Below are 23,143 nucleotides of genomic sequence, written 5' to 3'. Positions count from 1 at the left end.
AGTACTATTTATTTTAATAGTAGCGTTTTAATTTATATGTGGGTGATTAGCTCAGTTGGGAGAGCATCGCCCTTACAAGGCGAGGGTCACTGGTTCAAGTCCAGTATCACCCACCACATATAAAACCTATGATTATATAATAGTCTCGTTTTAAAATTGTAATATGGGTCGTTAGCTCAGTTACAAAAAGAGAGCATCACCGCTACTTACAAGTAATGGCGAAGTTCACTGGTTAAAGCCCAGTACTATCTATAGATAGTAGCATGTAATATGGGTCGTTAGCTCAGTTGGGAGAGCATCGCCCTTACAAGGCGAGGGTCACTGGTTCAAGTCCAGTACGACCCACCATTTTTAAAATGGTGTATATTACAAAAATCTAAATGGGTAATTAGCTCAGTTAGAAAAAAGAGAGCATCGCCGCTATTTACAAGTAAAGGCAGTGTTCACTGGTTAAAATCCAGTACTATTTATTTTAATAGTAGCGTTTTAATTTATATGTGGGTGATTAGCTCAGTTGGGAGAGCATCGCCCTTACAAGGCGAGGGTCACTGGTTCAAGTCCAGTATCACCCACCACATATAAAATCTATTATTATATAATAGTCGCGTTTTAAAATTTTAATATGGGTCGTTAGCTCAGTTACAAAAAGAGAGCATCACCGCTACTTACAAGTAATGGCGAAGTTCACTGGTTAAAGTCCAGTACTATCTGTATAGGTAGTAGCATGTAATATGGGTCGTTAGCTCAGTTGGGAGAGCATCGCCCTTACAAGGCGAGGGTCACTGGTTCAAGTCCAGTACGACCCACCACTATTTACAGTGGTGCATATTACAAAAATCTAAATGGGTGATTCGCTCAGTTAGAAAAAAGAGAGCATCGCCGCTATTTACAAGTAAAGGCAGTGTTCACTGGTTAAAATCCAGTATTAACTATCACCCTTGATAGTTAATAATGTAATTTGGGTGATTAGCTCAGTTGGGAGAGCATCGCCCTTACAAGGCGAGGGTCACTGGTTCAAGTCCAGTATCACCCACCAAATTACAGCTTAAATGTTTAAAGCATTTAATTAAGCGTTATACCTATTTTATATGTGGGTGATTAGCTCAGTTGGGAGAGCATCGCCCTTACAAGGCGAGGGTCACTGGTTCAAGTCCAGTATCACCCACCACATATAAACACTTCTTAATATCTCCATTAAATACTAAAATAATATAAAAGTCCTTTTGGGTAATTAGCTCAGTTGAAAGAAAAAGAGCATCGCCGCCCTTTATAACGAATGGCGAGGGTCACTGGTTCAAGTCCAGTATCACCCACCACATATAAACACTTCTTAATATCTCCATAAAATACTAAAATAATATAAAAGTCCTTTTGGGAAATTAGCTCTGTTGAAAGAAAAAGAGCATCGCCGCCCTTTATAACGAATGGCGAGGGTCGCAGGTATCAAGCTAAGTATTACCCACCACATATAAACACTTCTTAGTATCTCGTAATATCTCCATCAAATACTTAAATAATATATAAATCCTTTTGGGCAATTAGCTCAGTTGAAAGAAAAAGAGCATCGCCGCCCTTTATAACGAATGGCAAGGGTCGCAGGTATCAAGCTAAGTATTACCCACCACATATAAGCCTATGAATGCATATTAAGTACTTAATAAAGTTGAGTAATAACCTAAATTCCCTTGTAAGCAGCTAAACTGTTGATTATAGTCTGTGTTACACGTAATCACTGTTAAGCCAAATGCCAACAAAGATCTATTCAACAGCCAAAATACTTATAGTGGAGGAGCAACCGCTCGCCCAAAGCTATATGAAACAATCGCTAGAAAAGCTTGGCTTTGGACAGTTACGATTTGCAGATCATGCTAACTCGGCAAAAGAGCAGTGTATAAACGAGCAATTTGATTTAATTGTATGCTCATTCAATCTAAATAAGCATCAAGATGGTTATCAGCTTTATGAGGAATTGCGAATAAAGCAGTTAATTAAAAGCTCCACTGGGTTTATTTTTATTTCTGCAGAAACAAGTGGCTCGCTTGTACATAGTGTTCTTGAATTACAACCCGATGATTTTTTGGTTAAACCATTTACAGCACAAGAGCTTAAAATACGTATAGAGCGTATTTTAAAACGTAAACGTGATTTACAAACAGTTTACAACTTTATTGATGACGGTAATGATTCCAAAGCACTTAAGTACATAAGTGCAGCATTAAATAAAAACAACAACTACAGCCCTATTTTACTGCGATTAAAAGGTGATGCCCTACTACGCCTTAATCGTAACCAAGAGGCCAAAGACTTTTTTAAGTCGGTACTCGATATCCAAAAATTTGCATGGGCTAAAGTAGGTTTAGTAGAAGCACTGATAGAAAATAATGAACATATTTTAGCCCAGCGCATGCTTAAAACCATGTTAGAGCGCAACGAAACTCGTTTAATCGCGCTTGATTTATTAGGTCGTTTAGAAATAAAACTTAATCAATTTGAGCTCGCACAAGAGTTTTTAAGCCAGGCTGCGGATATTGCTCCTCTTAATATTATGCGTCAAAAGTCTTTGAGTAATGTATCGTTAATTAATCACGATTATGAAAAGAGCTATTTAACCCAAAAAGATATTGCAAGCTATGCAAAATACTCAATTCACGATAGCCCAGATATTTATTTAAATGCGGCGCGTGCCGGTATCGACTTTGCGCTAACCACAGATCAAACGGATCAAATACAACGAATTTCTCGCCAAACTAATCAATATATTAATGATTTAAAAAAGCAGTTTCCTAATAATGTAAACCAGGCGCAAATCGATGTATTAAACGCACGCCTACACTACTTAAAAGATGAACATCAAAAAGCTAAGCGACTAATAGAGCAGCTTGATGAAGATGATACACAAATTCGCTCTGTAGACGGCGCACTCGATAAAGCAAAAGCATTTCACGAACTTGGCTTTCATCAAAAAGCCCAAAATTTATTTGCCCAAATAATTACGCATTGCCAGCGTCATCCAAGTGTAAGCGACACAACCTATTTACGTTATATTCAACAACAACAAAGCGAGCGTCGTGATATTAAAATGGGGCCTAAAGAGTTAAACAACCATGCTGTGAATCAATTTAATAGAGGGCAATTAAATACGGCACTAGAAGCATTTACTCAAGCATTTAGGGTGATGCCTCGTAATCAGAGTATCGCACTTAACTTATTACAGTGCTTGTTTGATTCGACCAAGCAACAAGGGGGGGATTCGTTTAATATGGGGCTTGCTAAAAAATGCTACGCCTTACTGAGCAAAGCTAAACTACCTGCAGATCAGGCGCAGCGTTTAAATAATATTTTGCATAAAGCAAAAGATATGCAGCTAGATATTCAAGTCGACTAAACGCGTTAAAGCTTTTTCATTGACGCGGCATTAACGCAGTATCGCAGGCCAGTCGGTAATGGGCCATCAGGAAACACATGACCTAAGTGCGCATCGCACACATTACATACTGCTTCAATACGCTGCATCCCATGAGTGTTATCACTAATATAGGCAACAGCTTCTATTGTTGCGGGTTTTGTAAACGAAGGCCAACCCGTACCGCTATCAAACTTTTCATCTGCGTCAAACAATAAGTTATCGCAACATATACATATATACTTGCCTGGCTCTAACAATGTGCAGCTACCGGAGCTGTGCGGTCGCTCAGTGCCTTTTTTACGAGTAACGTAATAGGTATCTTCAGATAATAACTCTTGCCACTGAGCGTCGGTTTTAATAACCTTTTTCGGCGGCGTTGGATTGCCATTATTGGCAAAATTAATAACATCATTCCACTTCAACATAACAGCCTCTTTAAATGCTTGGTTAGCTATAAATCGTATTTAGCTTTATTGGTTAATTATTATGTTATTACATTTGCTTAAGATCAACTTAATCAAATGTAATACTTCGTCTTTCTGAATTAGTCAGTATCTGCTGTAAAAAAGCATCTAGCTCTACTTTTGACGCAGGTAAACTAATACTAAATTGCGTTTGCTGGTAGCTGTGTACTAGCAGTTCATTATTGCGGGTTGAAAGGTGCTTAATATTTTTAATTGCTAACCACTGCGGGCCAGATTTTTTATCAAAAAATCCCGCTAAGCTAAACAATACTAAATGTTTTGCATCGCGCTTAATAAAATCATTAACTTGGTTTCGTGTTTTAAACAGTGGGGTTAATCGGTAACAACAAGAGCAAAAAACAAATACCCATAAGACAAATAAAAATATAAACCAAGGCTGCTCTGTAAGCTTTGTAGTTAGCATTTGCACACTAAGCGCCACACCTATAAACAGCACCACCACCGCTATTTTTTTATTTATAGCGTCCACTTTTAATCCTTATTAAGGCGTTTTTCTGCTGCGGCTTTTTCGGTAGGCTCAGGCCAATCATTAAAAAACACTGTTAAATAACGACTTTTAGCTAAGTACCACAGCACCCATAATACAACCACCATTTGAATCGCTAAAAATAACGAAAAATGATAATAGCTATGAGCCGCTTGAATACTTAACCAAGTTAAGTCTATTACCGCACACAAAATAAGAGGCCAGCGCATATAACGCCAAATCTTAGCTAAGCGTTCACTACTTTTATGAGACTCGCGGGGTCGACGCAAACAAAATAAAATAATTGGTACTATGGCTATAGCGCCAATGGCAATAGCAATAAAAAAATCGTTTTTAGATTTAAAAAATATCGACATCAAATCCAATTCTGGGCGTCGGCTTAACCCTGCCACTATCCAAATAAAGTAAGCTCGTAACAATACCAGCACACTTAAATGAAAGGCGATGGGTGTACGGTAACTGCCGTACTTATCCCAGTACTCTGGGCCATAGCGGCTCATAATTGATTTTTCCTATCGGCAATAGTGCCCAATATAAAAAATGCTGCTAACAAGGTAACACCTAACCACTTAGTGCCAAAAAACAATAACGCCTTAATCAGTAGCGGGCTAAGCCACACAACCACAAAACCAAATCCAAAGGCGGTGATCAATACAAAGCACAGCACTCTTACTATAAAATGACGACGTGCAACCAGCCCTTTGGTTAGCTTTATAATATCGCCTGCGTATAAAGACACTAAGCACACCATTATCAGCATAGATAAATGATATAAATAACTATGCAGCCACTGCCCTACGTTAATTAAAAGTGAATTTAATATATTTAATAAATCAGCCATTATGTTGCTCTAATAAATTAATTAAATCTTCTTCTGTCAGTACATCTATACCTAAGTCTTGTGCCTTAGTTAGTTTAGAGCCGGCCTTTTCGCCTGCTACTAACGCATCGGTTTTAGCCGACACACTACCCGACACTTTAGCACCTAACTGCTGCAAACGTGCTTTGGCGTCATTACGGTTTAATGTGTTTAAGGTACCGGTAAGCACATAAACAAGGCCAGCTAATGGCTGCTCTTGCGCTGAAGGTGGAGTAAGTTCAGGCCAATTAATACCTTGCTCTACCAGCGCATTTACAACATCTAAATTATGCTGTTCGGCAAAAAAGCTACGTACATGGGTTGCTACTATTTCGCCCACATCACTTACTTGAGTTAAACTATCAATGCTGGCATTTATTACGTTTTCAAGGGTTAAGAAATGATTAGCTAAATTTTGTGTGGTTGCCTCACCTGCTTCACGAATACCCAATGAGTATAAAAACTTAGCCAAAGTTGTTGCTTTAGCGTCTTGAAGCGCAGTAACCAAATTTTTAGCCGACTTTGGCCCCATACGCTCAAGCGATTCAAAATGTCCTTGCTTTAAAATAAACAAATCTGCAGGGGTTTTAATCAGCTCTCTGTCGACGAGTTGATCAACAATTTTATCGCCAAGGCCGTCAATATCGAGTGCTTTGCGCGAAGCAAAGTGTTTAATCGCTTGTTTACGTTGCGCCGGGCACACTAAACCACCAGTACAACGCGCTACGGCTTCACCTTCTACTTTTTCTACATGGGAGTCACAAATTGGGCAAGTTACCGGAAACTCAATATCGCGGGCATCATCAGGGCGGCGCTCAAGTACTACTTGCGTTATTTGTGGAATTACGTCCCCTGCACGGCGAATAATTACCGTGTCGCCCACTTTTACGCCTAAGCGCGCTATTTCATCGCCATTGTGCAAGGTAGCGTTTGATACAGTAACACCACCAACAAATACCGGCTCTAAGCGTGCAACGGGTGTAATTGCTCCCGTACGCCCCACCTGAAACTCTACATCGAGTAATTTGGTTATTTCTTCTTGGGCCGGAAACTTATAAGCAATAGCCCAACGCGGAGCGCGTGCTACAAAGCCTAAACGCTCTTGTAAGGCTTTTTGATTTATTTTTATTACCACGCCATCTATTTCATATTTAAGCTCGCCACGGCGCGTTAAAATATCAGTATAATAAGCCAGTGCAGCTTGTGGGCCTTCTACTAATTTTGTTTCAGGGCAAAGTGGTAACCCCCAATCAGTCAATTTTTCTAATTGCTGATAATGATCCTCTGCAATGCTACCGTCGGCTACAAGACCTGTGCTGTAGGCATAAAACATCAGTGGGCGTTTAGCCGTAACTTTAGAGTCAAGCTGGCGCAGGCTACCTGCGGCGGCGTTGCGTGGGTTTACAAATACTTTTTCACCACGTTTTTCAGCTTCAATGTTAAACTTTTCAAAGCCTGCATTATCCATAAACACTTCGCCGCGCACTTCTAGTTCAGCAGGATAATCGCTACCTCGTAATTTAAGTGGCACATTACGAATTGTTTTAACGTTTTGAGTTACATTTTCTCCCGTCAACCCATCACCTCGGGTCGCGGCTTGCACTAGTACGCCATCACGATAAATAATCGACACAGCTAAGCCATCTAGTTTTGGCTCACAACAAAATGTAAGCTCTTCGGTACTCATTAAACGCTCTTTTATACGGCGATTAAAGGCAATAAACTCATCTTCGCTAAAGGCGTTATCAAGCGATAACATAGGCACTTGGTGCGCTACTTGCTCAAATTTACTTAGCGCAGCACCGCCCACTTTTTGGGTTGGTGAGTCGGCAGTTATTAATTCTGGGTGCTGAGTTTCTAGTGCGCTGAGTTGTTGTAATAAACGGTCGTATTCAGCATCAGGAATACTGGGGGTATCAAGTACATAATAATTGTAACTGTGCTGTTCAAGCGTACTACGAAGATGGTTTATTTGCTCACTAATGCTGCTTGCCATTTTGACCTCAAAAAACATAAAAAAAGCCACTTTGACGAGTCAACGCCCAGTGGCTTATAAAAATTTAACCTATTGCGTTAATTACGCAGAAAATGCACGTACCTGTTCAACATATTGACGAACGCGATCTACGGTCATTTCTTCACGCTGCGCATCTAAAATTTGCGCACCAAATTCGTCGCTAAGCTTTTTAGCTGCACTGTGCAGCATATTAAATGCTGCTAAGCCATCACCTTCACACGGTAAGGTCATAAATAAGCTAACGCCTGCGGTACTAAATTGTTCCATATTATCAATATCGAAGGTACCTGGGTTATACATATTTACTAGTCTAAATAATACCGGGCCTTGGCCTGCTGGATCTAAATGACGATTAAAAAAGCCTTCCTCTGAGTATTTAAACCCTAAGGTGTTTACCGCGGGCAGTAATTTACTGCCTTGCATGCTCATTCCATCTGGCATTTGAATATGCACAATCACAAAGTCTGAAACCTCTGCAGGCTCTTCGCTTGGCTCAAGGTCATGCTCTGCCTCAATTACACTAAGGTCATCTTCAATTGGCACTTCTGGCACGCTAGTATCTATTTGCGGCTCGTTGGCATCAAAATTTAGTTCACCAAATTGTGGTTCTTCTTGCTCAAAGGCAACGCTCTGTGCGGGCTCTGCACTTGGCGAATGAGAGTGAGCTGTGTGTTGTGGTTCGACCCGCTCGTTAGCAGGTATTTCTGGGTTGTCTTTTTTTCGCACTGACCATAAACCGTGTACTAATAAGCCACCTATGACAAATACACTGATCACGATTAAAACCCATCTTAATTCTTCGGCCATCCCCTCACCTTTTTTATTTTATATGCCTAAACCTGTGTATTAGTTAAAACCTAATACGTTTAATTTAACTATGCGTGTGCAAGTTGCACAGCTTGTTCAATATCTACAGCCACTACGCGCGATACACCTGGCTCAGCCATGGTAACACCTGTTAATCTACCAGCCATTTCCATCGCAATTTTATTATGACTAATATAAATAAACTGCACCGATTGTGACATTTCTTCAACCAAACGGCAAAAACGTACCACGTTGGCATCATCTAGCGGTGCATCTACTTCATCCAGCATACAGAATGGAGCTGGATTGAGCCTGAATATAGAAAACACTAATGATAATGCGCTCAGCGCTTTTTCTCCACCACTTAACAAATGAATTGTTGAATTTTTTTTACCTGGTGGTCGTGCCATTATACTAACACCACTTTCGAGTAAATCGTCACTGGTTAATTCTAAATAAGCACTTCCACCACCAAAAACCTTTGGAAATAGCTTTGCAAAGTCTTGGTTAACTTGATCAAAGGTCGCTTTAAAGCGAGTTTTGGTTTCTATATCAATTTTACGAATAGCCCCTTCTAGGGTACTCAGCGCTTTTGTTAAGTCATCTAATTGATTATCAAGATATTCGCTGCGCGCTTTGGCTTGATCAAACTCATCAATAGCGGCTAAATTTACCGCACCTAAGCGCTCCAACTGATTAACAATATCTGCGAGTTTATTTTGTGCTGTGCTTATAATGAGTGTTTCTGGTAACTCATCAAGCACCTGCTTTAGGTTTTGCTTTAACTCTTCTAGCGGTTCAAGCGCCAATTGTGCTTTTATTAATAAACTTTGCTCTTCTATGCTTAATTTTTGATGCTGCTCTTGTAGCGCCACCAGCTCACCTTGTGAACTTTTAAGACTCGCTTGCTTCGTGCTTAAGCTCTCTTTTGCTTGGTTTAATTTATTTTGTAATGTGTTTAAGTTTTTCTCGCCTTGCGCATGCTGTTTAAGTAACTGGGCTATTTTTTCAAGTAGTTCTTGCTCGGGTATTAGCAGCTGGGTTAATTGATCGTGTAATTCTTTTGCACCCTGCTCTGCACTTAAATGCGCTTGCTCTGCATGGCTTAGTTTAGCTTGGCTTAATTGCCACTCGCTACGTGACTGTTGCTCTGCAAGCGTTGCTTGATGAGCTTGCGTTTTATATTGCTCAAGCCTAGCTAATACTTGGCTATAATTTGTATCACTGTGGGTGCGCTTGTTATTTGCAGTAGCAAGATCACTGCTTAAACTTAACTGTTGCTGCTTAAGTGTTTCAAACTGCACTGTTTGATCTTTAAGCACCCCTTTTATTTGTGCTAACTGCGTAACTAATTGCTGTTGTTGCGTTTGGTACTGTTGCAATTGCTGCTGGTACTGCGCTACTTGCTCTTTTAACATATCGTTGCGCGTACTCGCTACGGCAATATTTTGAGCCAGCTGATGTATGGTTTCTTTAAGTTCACTTTGCTGCGTACTAAGCTCACTTTGCAGTGCTTTTTGCTGCTCAAGCACTTGGGCTGCGAGTTGTAACTCACCCTCTACATTTTTTAGCTGCGCTGTTTTAAGCTGCAATTGCTTGTGCTTTACCAGTAATGAGTTTTCAGCATTTCGATCTGAGCTTATATGCCAGTTCCGACCATGCAAAGCGGCGGTTTCATCCATTACGGCAATATAAAAATTATCCTCTAATGCTTTAAGTTCGCCACTTTTACTATAAACAATACGGCTCAATACTTCAGGGTAAACCCCCTGAGTTATAAATGCCGCTAAGCTATTTTTTACATTTGCCTGATTGCTTTTTGTTGATTCGTTATGCCACACACTATTATTTGCCGACTGCTCACTTACATTTAAATGCTCAAGCGATTTAAGTGCTTGTTCAATACAGTGCTCAAACCCGTCTTTAACCTTTAATTGGTTAAATAAGGTGTTGTGGTGCTCGCTCTCATTATCGAGCCCTAATGTACTGCTTAGTCCTGCGATACTGGCTTTTAGCTCGTTAGCTTGCTGGCTAAGTTGCTTATATTGCTGCTCGGCATTGTTTAACTGCGAACTTTGCTCTAAAAGCAGCATTTGGCCTTTACTGTGCGCCGTTTGCTTAGTTGCTAACTCTTGAGTAAGCACTTGCCTTTGTTGTTTTTGAGAAGCTAACTGCTGTTCAACATCGCTACTTTTTAGGTGTGTAATTTGCTTATTTAACTGCTCACTTTGTTCATTAACGTGTTTGCTTTGCTGCTGAGTTTGCTCAATATTATTTGCTTGCATCTGCAACTTATTATTAAGTTGCTGCAGTTGCTCGCTAAGCGATTGCCAATCCTCAGTGTGTTGCTGCTTTAGCTCTAAAGCACTCTCAAGCTCTTGGCTTAACTCACTTACTTGCTCGTTGCGCATTAAGTTGTTTTCTATTGCCTGCTGCAAAGCGTGTTCTAGTTGTTCGCACACTGTTTGCTGCTGCGTTTTAAGCTCTAAACTATGCGTTTGGCGCTGCTGTAGTTTAATCTGATTTTGTTTAAGCGTTTGAATTTGTTGCTTTATGCTTATTTGTTGTTGCTCAGATCGCGTAAGCTCAGTGTGTATTACATGTTGTTGCTGTTGCGCATCACTTACGCTTTCTTGCGAGGCTTGTACTTGGGTTTCTAAGCTTGCAAGTACGTCGTCGTGACCAGAATGAGCCGTTTTAAAAAACGTAACTTGCTCATTTAATTTATTTATTTGTTGGCTTTTTTCGAGTTGTTGTTGGTGTAGTTTTTGCCATTTTAAAACGGCAATTTGCCCTTTTAACGTTCGCTCTTGCGCTTTTAACTCGCGGTATTTTTTAGCATCAACCGACTGCACCGCTAACTTAGTAAGTTGACTTTGTAACTCTTTGCGTACATCGAGTAAGCGCTCTAAGTTTTCACGGGTGCTTTTTATTCGAGTTTGCGTTTCGCGGCGGCGCTCTTTGTATTTAGATACCCCGGCGGCTTCTTCTAAAAACACCCTAAGCTCTTGCGGTTTACTCTCTATTAAGCGCGAGATCATGCCTTGCTCAATAATTGCGTAACTACGTGGGCCAAGGCCTGTGCCCAAAAATATATCGGTAATATCGCGTTTGCGGCATTTACTGCCATTTAAAAAATACAACGACTGACCATCGCGAGTAACTAAACGCTTTATAGCAATTTGATTACGATCGGCAAAGGTATTAGGAAAGTCGCCTTTGTCGTTATCAAAAGTAAGCTCTACCGAGGCCTGCGAAATAGCTTTACGATTAGTTGAGCCATTAAAAATAACATCGGCCATTGCGTCGCCACGTAAATTTTTAGCCGAGCTTTCGCCAAGCACCCAGCGCACTGCATCAATAACATTAGACTTGCCGCAGCCATTAGGGCCTACAACACAGGTCATTTGATCAGGAAATGGAATTTTAGTTGGCTCTACAAACGATTTAAAGCCTGCCAATTTTATAGTGCTTAAGCGCATCTTTTTGTTATTACCGAATATTATTGGTTATAAACATTAACCTTGCTTTAGTTTTAAGCTTGGCGTTTAAAATTATCTAAAATAATACCGGTTGCCATAGCCACGTTCAGCGACTCAGCCTGACCAAAAGCCGGTATGGTTATTTTATCAGTTACTAATTTGGCACACGTTTCGCGTATACCGTGCGACTCACTGCCCATTAATAACACGCCTGAACCTGTAAATTGAGTGTTGTGCACATTTTCCCCGTCTAAAAAGGCACCATAAATTGGTAATTTTAATGTGGCTAAATGCGCAGGCAAATCGACTTGGCTTACCGACACTCTTACAAACGAGCCCATAGTGGCACTAATTGTTTTAGGGTTGTATGCATCGGCGCTATCTGTACTGGTTACAATATGTTTAATACCGTACCAATCAGCAACTCTAATAATAGTGCCTAAATTGCCCGGATCAGATACACCATCAAGTGCTAATATTAAGCCACTGGTTTGTAGTTGTGCTGCTTGTGGCATATTTACAATAGCAATGGCGGCATTGTTACTAACCAGCGTACTTGCTTTTGTTAGCAGCTCTTCCTCGGCGCAAATAAAATTAATACCCAGATACTGTGCTTGATAGGTATTTATAAATGCCTCGGTAGCAAATATATCAACCGCCTTTAATGGGCTGTTTAATAACTCAAGTACGTTTTTTTCACCTTGTACAAGGTATTGATTAAATTGCTTGCGGTACTTTTTTTGGCCAAGTTGGCGAATAAGTTTGAGTTGGTTTTTTGAAATCATAACAGCCCCATAAAATGATGCGCACAGTATAGCAGATCTCATACCTACTTCTGAACTCGAAAAATAGCTAAAGTAGTGAGTTTGGGGTCTTAATACTATTGGCGCTGCGCTCAAAGGTTAAGTTAATCCGCATAAACATTCCTTGTATTGCCTCAACCTGCTGCGACTCTCCTAATATACACACTAACTCTTGATATAACGCGTCGCATGCATGTTTAAACCGCTGATCAACTTGACCTTTACTTGCCAGCAAAAATGCATCGGCAAGAGCATGCTGCCACAGTGCAAAATATTTTAGATCTTTACCTGCTACGTTTTCGCACACAGAGCGTAATCGCACTGCTGCGTGGCCTAAATTTAATGCGGTTAATGCCAAGTCAGTAATAGCGCGAGACTGCGAACCTTGGTCGTAATGAGTGAGTCGTAATAATCGGTCGGCCATCCGCTGGTTATACCAAACAATAGGCGCACTGTGTTTATTAATATCGAGCAGGTCTTGATGGGTTGCTTTAAAAATTCTATGCACTAATAACTGGGCGCTTGGCCCTGTAATTAAATGAAAAACCCAAAATAAAATAGCTACCCCAGTAAAAATAGCCATTGCCGCACTCAGCGTATAATCAATTGAAAATGCTCGGCTCATATCGGTACTTGGGCTCACCAAAATAGAAAACGGTATACAAAAGCCTAATCCGTAAGGCAGGGTTTCTCTATCGGCAAGTAGTAATAAACCAATAAAGTAAGGGCCAGCTAATACCAATATGAGTATTTCTAATTGCCCACCACTGTAGGCTAATAAGTTAAGTGCATAAAAAATACTGACAAAACTAGCAACCACAACTCCAATCATTATCCGCTTTAACACCACACGCAAAACAATGAGTGGAAAACGCGCTAACATAATTGAAAATATCACCGGTAAAATCATAATCATTATTGCTGCCGGCGATCCTGTGCTTACCCAAATACACGCGCCAATAAAAAACACCATAACGGTGCGAAACCCAACAATTATTGCCGCTAACGGATCACGGTAAGTTACTGTGCTAGGTGCATTTAGCAGCCTTGTATCGCGCTCTTCAAGGGCGCGATAAGCACGCAGCAACACTGTTAACTCTGTGGTTATATCAACACTAACATTGAGCATATGCGATTCAAAGGGCAGCTCACTGCTGTTATTCGCACGATATTCGGTTAACTCTCGGCGCAAGTTTTTTACTTGTTCTATGCAATCATCAACACTGTTTGCTTGCGCTATATTTGCTAAAACCTGTTTGAGCTGAGTAAATAATTGAGTCAGTAGCGGGCTCATCAATTTTGTATGGCTACGTTGTAAACGGCCAAATATTTGAATTAACGCCAGTAAAGATAATACTTTTTGCGACAGTTGATTTGCTGCACGAGCGCGCCCAGGACCTTTAGGGCCTTCGTAACGCACCGCGCTAGAATCTTCGTTAACTGCGCCTAAGGTTGCCAAAATGCCATCTATTTGCTGGTGTCGTTCTTCGTGCGAGCCTTGTATGTTTAGCTCAGTAACTAGGTAATTAAGGGTTTGGTTTATTAATGACTTTGCCTGAATTTGCAGCCCATTCTTCACTTTTACTGGCCAAAATAAATGGCTCACAATGCCGGCGCAAATTGAGCCAATTATAATTTCGCTCATACGCGATTGGGCAATACTAAATACAGCTTGGCTACTTACGGTGGTAGGGCTTGCTATTACCAGTAACACTATAATTTCGGCGGTAACCGCCGCCATAGCAAACCCATAAATAAAATTTGTTTGCCTAACCAAAGCCGATAACGTTGAGTTAATACCCAACCACAACCCCAGTATGCCCAGTGCTAAGTAAGGGTAAGATATAAGCTGCGTTAATAGTAATATGCCAAACAAGCCGCCTATAACAGTGCCTACTATTTGGCACAGAGCTTTTTCGGCCACTAAGCCACTCTCTGGGCGTATTTGTAAAAACACCGCTGAAACTAAAGCCCAGTAAGGGCGATCTAAATTAAGAAACAAAGCAACTGTAAGCGCCATTGCCATAGCAATTACGCCTTTTAGTGCAAAAATAACAGCCTGCTTTTTAGGTAAAAATAGGTTACGCAGCACAGCCTCCATTAGCGCTCAACAAGTCGAATAGTTGCGGTCATTCCGGCACTAAGCTGAGTATCTGCAGGAAACGCGTCTAATTTAATATCCACCGGAATGCGCTGCGATAAGCGTACCCAGTTAAAGGTTTGCTGAACTTGTGGTAAACGCTGGCCATTACTTTGCGTATTAGTATTAGCAATTGCTTTACCTATACTCATTACCTGACCAGTTAAAGGTTTACCACCACTTAACAAAGCTACATTTGCGTGTTGCTTTAAATGAATAAGAGGGATTTTGGTTTCTTCAAAGTAGCCTGTTACATAAAAAGAGTCGGCTTGTACAATGGCAAATACCGACACGCCTTGAGCAACATAATTGCCTTGGCGTAAATCTAAGTTAATTATGTAACCCGACACAGGTGCAACAACTTGGGTTCTATCAAGGTTTAACTGCGCTACTGCTTGTTCTGTTTTAGCGAGTTCATAGTTTGCTTTTGCTATTTTTGTATTAATTCGCGTTGCTTCTAAACTTTCTTCACTAATTGCTTGTTGGCTGTTTAATGCTATTCGACGCTCGTATTTATGCTTAGCAAGCTCCCAGGTATATAATGCATTTTCGGTACTGGCTTTACTGCGCTCTAGCGCTGCCTGATAACGCTTAGCATCAACACTAAAAAGCAGATCCCCTTGCTTTACACTTTGCCCGTCAATCATGTTTAAATCAGTTACCCAACCAGACACATCTGGCGCTACCGTAACTATATTGGCTCTAATGCGGCCATCGCGGGTCCATGGTGTATGCATGTAATCATTCCATACCCAACGCCCTGCAAATACGGCCATAAAAATAACCAGTACTGTAACTAAAATACGTAAATATTTGGCCATTAAATTATTCTTCCACTTAATAAATATACGGTTAATGCTAAGTAACATACAAATAAAGACACCTCAAACCAGGCAACCCGCCAAATGCGATCGTGCCAATCTAAACGGTGCAAAATAAAACGACTCAGCGCTGTTAATAAAAATGCTATGGGAAAATAAACAACCAAAGGACTAAATTCTAGCCCTCCTAAAACAACAGCCTGAAGCATAAAAAAGGTATCCTATTTTAGTTTTTATAAGTGGATAATTAAGCTCAGTATAGACTGAGCCTGACGAGCTTATAATAGAATGATATGTAAATAACCTAAATTCAGGTTAAATAACACCAAATTACTGCATAACGGTATTAAATAAACACGACTAAAAAATTATACTACTTTTATGGGGCGCAAAAAAATAGGGCACGCTTTAAGGGTGCCCTATTTATTAGTATTTTCTTTAGTTTAATTTAGTTTAATACTTATTTTTATATGCCCATAAGTGCAAAAGCTCATGCGCAATGGTTGCTGCAGCAATGGCGGTTACTTCACTTTGATCATACGCTGGCGATACTTCTACTACATCCATACCTACCATATTAATGCCTTTTAAAGCACGTAATATTTTAAGTACTTTGTCTGATGTTAAACCACCACACACGGGAGTGCCTGTACCAGGTGCAAACGCAGGATCAAGGCAATCAATATCAAAGGTTAAATAAACCGGTAAATCACCTACTCGCGCAATTATTTGCGCAGCAATATCGTTTGCCGATAAATCGTTGGCTTGCATGGCATCAATCACTGCAAACCCATGCTTGCTTTGATCAAAGTCGGTGCGAATACCAATTTGAATACTGTGCTCTAAATCAATTAACCCTTCCATTGGTGCATGATAAAACATGGTACCGTGGTCGTAGCGTGAGCCATTACTGTAAGTATCTGTGTGCGCATCAAAGTGCACCAAAGCCATTTTGCCATGTTGTTTTTCATGCGCACGTAGCAATGGTAAAGTCACAAAATGATCGCCACCTAGCCCTAACAAGGTTTTACCTTGGCTTAATATTTTACTCGCGGCTTGTTCAAGCTGCGCCGTAAAATACTCAGCATCGCCTACCGGATAAGTAAAGTCTCCAGCATCGGCCACTTTTAAATGCTCAAATAATGGAAACGTCCATGGATACTTAGTGCCTTCCCACGCTAAATGCACCGATGCACGACGAATCGCGTCTGGGCCTAAACGTGCACCTGGGCGACCCGAGGTCGCCATATCAAATGGTAAACCAAGCACTACTACATCAGCGTCAATCGCGGTAATATTTTGCACCATAGGACAACGTAAAAAGGTCATCCCATTGGAATACAATGAGTGATCTGGATGATCAAACAAAGTCGACATACTTATAGCTCTTCTAAATAAGTGTAGCCATCAAGGCCATTTTGCAATTCATCTAAAACGCTTTGCTGTTCGTGTTCTGCAATTTTGCTACTTACCAACTGCTGATACGACTGCTGAAAACTCTCAACGTCTAAATGCACGTAACGCATCATATCGGCTACTGTATCGCCTTGGTTTATTTCGGTAATGCTGGCTACGCCGTGCTCATCCATATTCACCATAGCGCTGTGCGTATCGCCAAATAAATTATGCATATCACCTAATATTTCTTGATAAGCACCCACCAAGAAAAACCCCATTAAATATGGTTTATCTGCACTAAACTCAGGTACTGGTAGTGTACTTTCAATGCCTTGACCATCAACATAATGATTAAGTGCACCGTCAGAATCACAAGTAATATCCAGTAATACTGCACGTTTTTTTGGCGCTTCGGTTAAGCCACTTAATGGCAACACCGGAAACACCTGATCAATTCCCCACGCATCTGGCAGTGATTGAAACAACGAGAAATTTACAAAAAACTTATCGGCTAAACGTGCATTAAGCTCGTCAATTATTGGCCGATGAAAACGGTTTTTGTTGTCCATGTGCTTATTAAGCTCATAACACACGCGTAAATTTGTTTGCTCAGCCCACGCACGCTGGGTTAAGTTTAGTAACCCCATTGCAAACTGATTATGTGCTTCGGCTAAATCGCCTTGGCTATCGTGATAAATCTCAATTAATGCACGGTCATCAGTTAATACATGCAATTGCTGCCACGACATCCACATATTTTTAAGTAACTGCGGGGCATCATCAGCCGGTGCTTCAATTTCTTCAGGTGTATAACTTTCAGTACCAATCACATTTGAAATAAGCACAGCATGGTGCGCGGTTAATGCCCGCCCCGACTCCGAAATAATAGTTGGAAACGGCTGTTCATACTGCTTACAAATGTCGCCTATGGTGTACACAATATTGTTAGCGTATTCAGCTAAGCTATAGTTCATTGAGTTATGTGACTGGCTACGAGTACCATCGTAGTCAACAGCTAAACCACCGCCCACATCAAGACACTCAATTTTTGCACCTAGTTTACGTAACTCGCAGTAAAAACGTGCTGCTTCGCTTACACCTAAACGTACATCACGAATATTCGCCATTTGCGAACCTAAGTGAAAATGCACCAACTGGACTAAATCAAGTTGATCCGATTCTTTCAAACGATTAACCACATGCAAAACTTGTGATGCCGATAAACCAAATTTTGATTTTTCGCCGCCACTTGCTTGCCATTTACCTTTACCTTGCGATGCCAAGCGCACGCGAATACCAATGCGTGGCTTTACATTTAATTCTTTAGCTTGGCTAAGAACCATGTCGAGTTCAGAGAGCTTTTCAAGCACTATGTATACTTTATGGCCTAGCTTTTCGCCTATTAGCGCTAAGCGTACATATTCTTTGTCTTTGTAACCGTTACATACAATCACCGCACTGGTTTTTTCAGCCAATGCAAGTACGGTTAATAACTCTGGTTTGCTACCTGCTTCTAAACCTAGTTGTTTTTTTTCTAGTTGTGCTTGGCTGGCAACAATTTCTTCAACCACTTCACGCTGTTGGTTTACTTTAATTGGGTAAACTAATAAATAATCTTTAGGGTAGCCGTAATCTGCAATCGCGGTATTAAATGCAGCACATAAGCTGTGCACACGATGATGTAATATTTGCGGAAAACGTACTAATGCAGGCAAACTTAAGCCTTTATCTTCTAGTTGCTTAGCAATGTCCGTCAGTGCAATAGTTTGCTCTGGCGCATCGGCTTTAGGGGCAACATATACATCACCTTGTTCATTAATACCAAAAAAACCTTGGCTCCAATGACGAACATTGTAGCTCGTACGAGCTTGTTCTAGTGATGTTGTTTCTTTCATTTATCTTTCTCTTTTATTTAGAAATGCCGAACTGGCTAATTGCGCGCATTAAAAGAAAAATAGCGGTTTAAGTCCAACAAGAATTTTTACTCGTAACGAGTAAATTTTAATGTTAAAAATTAGAAACAAAGTAACGCTAAAGATCATAGCGCCTCAGAGGCAGGTAACATAAAGGAAGAATCTAAATTGCGCTTAATATACGGCTTTTATTACAACTTTTGTTATTAAGGATTGCAGATATATAGCGTAAAATTAGTTGCTAAATTGCGGCTTGAAAAGCCAATATTAGCGATATTAAAATAAAAACAGGGTACAAGCTAAAGTCGGATAAACGCAGCGCCACCCGACAAATTATAGCTTATTTAATAACTCACCTAGTCCAATACTTTTATCTGATTGAGTGATGTTATATTTATATGCGTTTGAAAATAGTACTTTCCTGTTTTTTTACCCATAGCGTAAAAATCAATTATCATACGTTTAGCCTCGCCCGTAACTTCAACTGTTTTATTAATAAAATATAAATCGGGCGAAGTTCCATACTTTTTTATAAAAGCATTTACTGTTCTAGGGTGAATAGCGACACTCACATTTCTTCTATCTCTATAATCCAATTCTGTATTTAAATAGATACCACTGTTTTGAATGCCCGCCGCCTTTATTGATAACTTAAATACGCCTTTTATTCCTGCAGGAGCGACTTCTTCGGTGAGGGCAATTAAATTCATAGTGCTGGTTATATCCGAGTTAGATATAACTTTAGGTGTTGATGTACACCCACTAAGAATTAAAATAGAAATTAAAACAAAATACTTCATCTATACAACTTCCTTGTTAATCAAATTTGTGAGGCTAGCGTACTTTTACTTAAGCCTAATATTAACAATAAATGAGCTACTATAATACGCTATAAGCAACTTTATTAGTTTAAAAATATATTATGCGCCCTTAAATAAAACGTAGTATTTATTAGTCGCTTTTACCTAAACAAACACATGGCGCAAAAATAATGCCGCTAATTAGTCTTTTTTATCTATCGTTATTTCAAGCGTTTTGCTATTCCCAGCAAACCACTTCTGAACATACAAAGATCCAACAATAGGGGCAACGCCTTCATCTGGGACTTCTTTGTAACGAACACTGTTTTTTGTTTCTTTTTCGTATTCAAAAGTTACTACTTTTTTCGACATAAAATACTCCTTATACTCACATTTATACCTAGGATAATAATTTAATAGTTTTAACAAATAACTTAAAGTATTGCTACGTAATCATTTTTAAATAATCTAAAAATATTTTTCCGCTATAATTACGTATTACATTCAAGGCCGTCATACTCTTTAAAAGTGTTGGTTAATATTACCGCCCCCTTACAAGCCAAACGCGTAGAATATAAACCAATTTAAAACAATACCTTAACTAAATTAATACTTAAATGAGTACTGCTTTCAGTTTAAAAATAATGGTTATTTAACCCATAAATTTAATCTTTAATTAAAGCATCTAAGAGAGCTTGAAGTTATTATTTAAGCTGCTATATTGGAGCTATGAAAACATATATTTTTTTATTTAATTATATTATTTGTTTGGGGAGCTTCGCCCTAAAATTCCCCGCTTAAGCGGACGCTTCTCTGCGTCCATCTGTTTCACAGAATTTACTATTAATTTTTAATTTAACTTTTAATTTAGGCCATTCTCGGCAAGCTTTCTATCGCCTAGATTAAAGTGAGATTTAAATATTACTGTGTTTTTATTATCAATATTATTTATGCGCTATTGTTTAGCGTGTGGCAAATTTGGTTATTAAATACAGTAAAAGCATAAAGTTTCTTCGTTTAGTTTTAAGCAATATAAACGAAGATCAGTAATTATTTAATCTTATTAAAGGAGGTGAATAGCCGATTGATATTGTTTCTTTAATTTTTAGTTTACTAAAAGCAGAAGTAATTAATTTGTTATTTATTAATAGGTGATGATATGTCTAAAAATGATATGAAAAAACCACAGTTATCGTTAAAAGAAAAACGTAAGTTAAAACAAGAATCGAATACAACAGAAGTAGCAAAGCCAAGGAAAAAGAGAAAGGCTTAAGTTACTTTAAGTAACGCTAACTTTTAATGTTATTAGCTATGCCTTTAATTAGGCAAATAAAGTGAGCTGCGGTGGTTATTTACGATGAAGCCGAACGTGGATCAGCCGGCTTATCGGTAGAAGGAAACTAACCCCGCTCCACTTTTAATGCGAATAATTTATAAGTAACTAACGTTTATTTTCGACAAAGTCTGGAGGTAACTTACCTTGATTGTTGTTAGGTTTTTAGTTTGTGAAAAAAGCATTTTAAATTAATCTATTATTTATTGTTTAGGTGGTGAATATGTCTAAAAATGATAAGAAAAAACCCGCTTTATCGTTAAAAGAAAAACGTAAACTGAAAGAATCAAATACTGTTGAAGTTGCAAAACCAAGAAAGAGAAAATCTAAGTAATAACAAAAAAGGGCGCCAATAATATTGGCGCCCTTTTTTATGCCCTAATATTAGCTGTATTATTTATATAAACCTTGCTCAGTAGCCATTTTTTTCGCAATTTGTGGAGCCGTCCAAAGTGATGGTAACAACACAAAAGACACTGGTACGGCGGTTACTACAATAAACGATTGCAGTGCAGAAATACCACCAGAACCTATCGAAATTAATATTGCTGCCATAACTCCCATCATAATGCCCCAAAACACTCTAATGGGTGTTTGCGGATGATCGTTACCTGTCATTACCATAGATACCGAGTAGGTCATAGAGTCACCCGTGGTTGCTACAAATATTGTGGTTAAAATTAAAAACAACACCGATATAACAAAGCCCATAGGCAGCTGCTCAGTAATGGCCAACAGCGCAGCGGGTAAATTTAAGCCCGCAAAGGGTTCTGAAATAACACCCGGGTTTGCTAACTCAAAAAATATTCCTGAACCACCCACTATCGTAAACCAAAAACAAGTAATAACAGGAGCAATTATTGAGATAAGTGTGATCATTTCACGAATAGTACGGCCGCGCGAAATTCGTGCAACAAACATAGCCATTAAAGGTCCGTAACCTAAAAACCAGCCCCAAAAGAATACTGTCCACCAGTCTAACCAAGCGGTATCGGCACGAAAAGTGGCCATAGGAATAAAGTTATTAATATAAAGCCCAAACGAATGAATATAGCTATCAAAAATAAAGGCTGTAGGCCCCATCAGCAAAATAAACAGCATTAACGCCACGGCTAAAATCACATTAAAGCGACTGAGTAATTGAATTCCTTTAGTAACACCACTTACGGCAGATAGAGTATAAATTGCAATTAAACTAAATAAAATGGCCACTTGAGTGGTGTAAGTATCTGGAATACCAAATAGTTTTTCTAAACCAAAACTTACTTGCAAGCCTAAAAAGCCAATAGGGCCTACCGTGCCTGCTACTACAGCTATAACACAACACGAATCGACAATAGCACCAAATGCGCCTTTCATTACGCGATCGCCAAATACCGGATACAACAAAGTACGCGGCTTAAGCGGTAAACCTTTTTCGTAATGTAAATGCATATACACTATGCCAGTCAGGCTGCCTAAAATAGCCCAGGCTAAAAAACCCCAATGCATAAAGCTTTGCGCTAAAGCATTAAATGCAGCCTCTTTAGTGCCTGATTCACCACCAAAAATTGGCGGCGGCGAAATAAAATGTGCCATTGGCTCAGCAGCAGCCCAAAACACCCCGCCACCAGCAAGGAGTGTACACATAATAATGCTGATCCACTTAAAGGTAGTAATCTCTGGCTTTTTTAAGCCACCTAATACCACTTTCCCGGTACGTCCAAAGGCTAAAAACAACCCAATTATAAAGGTCGAAAGCAATAATATTTGCCAAAAGGCACCAAACGTTTTAGTAGAAAAAGCAAAGGCGGTATTGATCCAACCCGACATCAAATCAATATCATAAAGTGCTAGCACAGCAAATAGCACAAGGATGCCACCACTGATTAAAAATACCGGTATATCAACCCCTGCCAAATACTTTATTGTAGATGAATGCTCATCCTCATGTTGTTTTGTTACTCCAGTGGTACTCATTTATCGTCTCCTGATGGATTTTTAGTTACCGACATAGCGACATACCACAACACCCACCCTAAATACGAAATTACACAATGAAGCGACGCTAATCAAAAGGTTAAATTATCTTTCGATCTTGCTTTATTTCGAGTTTAGAAAATGCCATAACAAATATCTTAACTGCCAATTTGTGAATATTTTACCCTTTTCAGCAACCTAATCCAACGGTACTCTAATTATTAATAGTGAATTTACACAATAGCAAAGCCTTGCTTACAGCTATTTTTAATAATAAACAAATATAAAACAACAATTTTGAAGGGGCTAGGCAAACAGAAATGGCAATATAAATAAAGAGATGCAAAAGTACTGCGATAAAAAAGGGTACATAAGGCTAAGTTTATTAATAGTCAAATGCATAATCAATCTCGTAATAAATTTAATATGTATT

Annotated in this window: 17 protein-coding genes and 7 tRNA genes; 8 read left to right on the top strand and 16 right to left on the bottom strand. The window is 39.4% G+C overall.

The window, feature by feature from the left end; translation table 11 throughout:
* Window positions 1–40: 40 nt before the first annotated feature.
* The 8 genes from H5079_RS00520 (at window position 41) to H5079_RS00485 (ending at window position 3,385) form a co-directional block, all read left to right on the top strand.
* Window positions 41–116: transfer RNA gene (locus H5079_RS00520), tRNA-Val, on the top strand.
* Window positions 117–272: 156 nt separating this feature from the next.
* Window positions 273–348, top strand: a tRNA-Val gene (locus H5079_RS00515).
* A gap of 151 nt (window positions 349–499) precedes the next feature.
* Window positions 500–575 (top strand) — tRNA-Val (locus tag H5079_RS00510).
* Between the two features lie 158 nt (window positions 576–733).
* Window positions 734–809, top strand: a tRNA-Val gene (locus H5079_RS00505).
* Window positions 810–960: 151 nt separating this feature from the next.
* Window positions 961–1,036 (top strand) — tRNA-Val (locus H5079_RS00500).
* Window positions 1,037–1,092: 56 nt separating this feature from the next.
* Window positions 1,093–1,168, top strand: a tRNA-Val gene (locus H5079_RS00495).
* Window positions 1,169–1,225: 57 nt separating this feature from the next.
* Window positions 1,226–1,316 (top strand) — tRNA-OTHER (locus H5079_RS00490).
* 428 nt (window positions 1,317–1,744) lie between these two features.
* On the top strand, window positions 1,745–3,385 hold the full coding sequence (locus tag H5079_RS00485; protein WP_182683219.1) for a tetratricopeptide repeat-containing response regulator: 1,641 nt from the start codon (window positions 1,745–1,747) through the stop codon (window positions 3,383–3,385).
* A 5-nt stretch (window positions 3,386–3,390) separates the two neighbouring features.
* Here H5079_RS00485 and msrB read toward each other — a convergent pair whose 3' ends face one another.
* From msrB to H5079_RS00405, 16 genes are all read right to left on the bottom strand, one after another.
* A complete protein-coding gene (gene msrB / locus H5079_RS00480; RefSeq protein ID WP_011327773.1) occupies window positions 3,391–3,831 on the bottom strand; it encodes a peptide-methionine (R)-S-oxide reductase MsrB in 441 nt (146 codons plus the stop codon).
* 88 nt (window positions 3,832–3,919) lie between these two features.
* Window positions 3,920–4,360: a hypothetical protein gene (locus H5079_RS00475; protein ID WP_182683218.1), complete on the bottom strand. Its 441-nt coding sequence runs from the start codon at window positions 4,358–4,360 to the stop codon at window positions 3,920–3,922.
* Between the two features lie 2 nt (window positions 4,361–4,362).
* Window positions 4,363–4,878 carry a DUF2919 domain-containing protein gene (locus tag H5079_RS00470; RefSeq protein ID WP_011327771.1) on the bottom strand — a complete coding sequence of 172 codons (516 nt, stop codon included), beginning with the start codon at window positions 4,876–4,878 and terminating at the stop codon, window positions 4,363–4,365.
* The gene (locus H5079_RS00465) at window positions 4,875–5,219 is read right to left on the bottom strand and encodes a DUF3392 family protein (RefSeq protein WP_089367983.1); all 345 of its coding nucleotides are present in this window, start codon (window positions 5,217–5,219) and stop codon (window positions 4,875–4,877) included. The genes H5079_RS00470 and H5079_RS00465 overlap by 4 nt, the downstream gene beginning before the upstream one ends.
* Window positions 5,212–7,233 (bottom strand): NAD-dependent DNA ligase LigA, encoded by a 2,022-nt coding sequence (gene ligA, locus H5079_RS00460; protein ID WP_182683334.1) that lies wholly within the window; start codon window positions 7,231–7,233, stop codon window positions 5,212–5,214. The genes H5079_RS00465 and ligA overlap by 8 nt, the downstream gene beginning before the upstream one ends.
* An 81-nt stretch (window positions 7,234–7,314) precedes the next feature.
* Window positions 7,315–8,061: a cell division protein ZipA gene (gene zipA, locus H5079_RS00455; RefSeq protein ID WP_179808210.1), complete on the bottom strand. Its 747-nt coding sequence runs from the start codon at window positions 8,059–8,061 to the stop codon at window positions 7,315–7,317.
* A 68-nt stretch (window positions 8,062–8,129) separates the two neighbouring features.
* Window positions 8,130–11,543 carry a chromosome segregation protein SMC gene (smc, locus tag H5079_RS00450; RefSeq protein ID WP_182683217.1) on the bottom strand — a complete coding sequence of 1,138 codons (3,414 nt, stop codon included), beginning with the start codon at window positions 11,541–11,543 and terminating at the stop codon, window positions 8,130–8,132.
* A gap of 53 nt (window positions 11,544–11,596) precedes the next feature.
* Complete coding sequence (locus H5079_RS00445) at window positions 11,597–12,328, bottom strand: RNA methyltransferase (RefSeq protein ID WP_182683216.1); 732 nt, start codon at window positions 12,326–12,328, stop codon at window positions 11,597–11,599.
* A 67-nt stretch (window positions 12,329–12,395) separates the two neighbouring features.
* Window positions 12,396–14,447: an FUSC family protein gene (locus H5079_RS00440; protein WP_089367979.1), complete on the bottom strand. Its 2,052-nt coding sequence runs from the start codon at window positions 14,445–14,447 to the stop codon at window positions 12,396–12,398.
* On the bottom strand, window positions 14,447–15,307 hold the full coding sequence (locus H5079_RS00435) for an HlyD family secretion protein (protein ID WP_182683215.1): 861 nt from the start codon (window positions 15,305–15,307) through the stop codon (window positions 14,447–14,449). Before H5079_RS00435 ends, H5079_RS00440 begins: the two co-directional genes overlap by 1 nt.
* On the bottom strand, window positions 15,307–15,516 hold the full coding sequence (locus H5079_RS00430) for a DUF1656 domain-containing protein (RefSeq protein WP_011327763.1): 210 nt from the start codon (window positions 15,514–15,516) through the stop codon (window positions 15,307–15,309). The genes H5079_RS00435 and H5079_RS00430 overlap by 1 nt, the downstream gene beginning before the upstream one ends.
* A 244-nt stretch (window positions 15,517–15,760) precedes the next feature.
* Window positions 15,761–16,684, bottom strand: a complete 924-nt coding sequence (speB, locus tag H5079_RS00425) for an agmatinase (RefSeq protein ID WP_011327762.1) — start codon at window positions 16,682–16,684, stop codon at window positions 15,761–15,763.
* A gap of 2 nt (window positions 16,685–16,686) precedes the next feature.
* On the bottom strand, window positions 16,687–18,600 hold the full coding sequence (speA, locus tag H5079_RS00420) for a biosynthetic arginine decarboxylase (RefSeq protein WP_011327761.1): 1,914 nt from the start codon (window positions 18,598–18,600) through the stop codon (window positions 16,687–16,689).
* A 374-nt stretch (window positions 18,601–18,974) separates the two neighbouring features.
* Complete coding sequence (locus tag H5079_RS00415; RefSeq protein WP_011327760.1) at window positions 18,975–19,418, bottom strand: hypothetical protein; 444 nt, start codon at window positions 19,416–19,418, stop codon at window positions 18,975–18,977.
* Window positions 19,419–19,619: 201 nt separating this feature from the next.
* On the bottom strand, window positions 19,620–19,790 hold the full coding sequence (locus tag H5079_RS00410) for a hypothetical protein (RefSeq protein WP_167376930.1): 171 nt from the start codon (window positions 19,788–19,790) through the stop codon (window positions 19,620–19,622).
* 1,354 nt (window positions 19,791–21,144) lie between these two features.
* The gene (locus tag H5079_RS00405) at window positions 21,145–22,710 is read right to left on the bottom strand and encodes a BCCT family transporter (protein ID WP_089367978.1); all 1,566 of its coding nucleotides are present in this window, start codon (window positions 22,708–22,710) and stop codon (window positions 21,145–21,147) included.
* Window positions 22,711–23,143: the final 433 nt, after the last annotated feature.

Origin of the sequence: Pseudoalteromonas sp. SG44-5 (assembly GCF_014164175.1) — a bacterium.
In the GTDB taxonomy this organism is placed as follows: Bacteria; Pseudomonadota; Gammaproteobacteria; order Enterobacterales; family Alteromonadaceae; genus Pseudoalteromonas; species Pseudoalteromonas nigrifaciens.
The sequence above is the reverse complement of the archived record's forward strand: the minus strand, read 5'-3'. Positions and strand labels throughout refer to the sequence as shown.